Origin of the sequence: Limosilactobacillus coleohominis (assembly GCF_016901675.1) — a bacterium.
Classification (GTDB): Bacteria; Bacillota; Bacilli; order Lactobacillales; family Lactobacillaceae; genus Limosilactobacillus; species Limosilactobacillus intestinavium.
Genome location: NZ_JACJKU010000173.1, coordinates 1 through 789, shown reverse-complemented (window position 1 = coordinate 789; position 789 = coordinate 1). Strand labels below are relative to the sequence as shown.

Below are 789 nucleotides of genomic sequence, written 5' to 3'. Positions count from 1 at the left end.
TCTACCGACACATCTATAAGCATAATTTGGGTGAGAAGTTCTCGTCACACGGTGATACGGGAATTAAAAGACATTTAAGACATAAACACCGTACACGTCATCCTAAAAATACTAGAAAACATCAGGAACCAAAAACTAATTATCTTTCAATTCATGATCGTCCTAAGTTTATTAATGATCGTCAACGTATTGGTGATTGGGAAATTGATACCATAATGGGAAAAACAGGACATTCGTTTCTTTTAACAGTGGTTGATCGTTTAAGTCGGTTGGCTTTGATCAAAAAGATAGATCATAAGGAAACCGGTGATGTTAATCAAGGATTAATAGATCTTTTAGGTTCCATTCCAAAAGAATTCGTACATTCTCTCACCCCGGATCACGGTCGAGAGTTCCTTAGCTTGGACGAAGTCCAAGAACGCTTAGGAGTCACTATTTATTGGCCAGATCCATACTCGACAGAACAACGTGGCACTAATGGTCTGATTAGAGAATATTTTCCTAAAGGGGCCGATATTGATAATTACACAGAAAAGGACGTCGACTTCTGTCAGTATCAACTAAACCGACGTCCAATAAAAGTATTAAACTATGAAACTCCATGTGAGGTATTTTTTGAAGAACCGTTGCACTCAGTTTGACAATTCGTCCCATAAACACAACGATAATAATTAAACTGTTAGCCAGTAATTGACCAACGGTTTTTAACTACTAGTAGAAAATTAAATACAGATTTTGTGAGGTTGTTTTATCGGAAATTATGCACTAGATAAATTACCACTAATAGCA

General features: G+C 36.5%; 1 protein-coding gene. It reads left to right on the top strand.

What is annotated here, in order from left to right; translation table 11 throughout:
* On the top strand, window positions 1–641 hold a 641-nt coding region (locus H5975_RS08375), incomplete at its 5' end, for an IS30 family transposase (RefSeq protein ID WP_204785630.1).
* Between the last annotated feature and the right edge of the window lie 148 nt (window positions 642–789).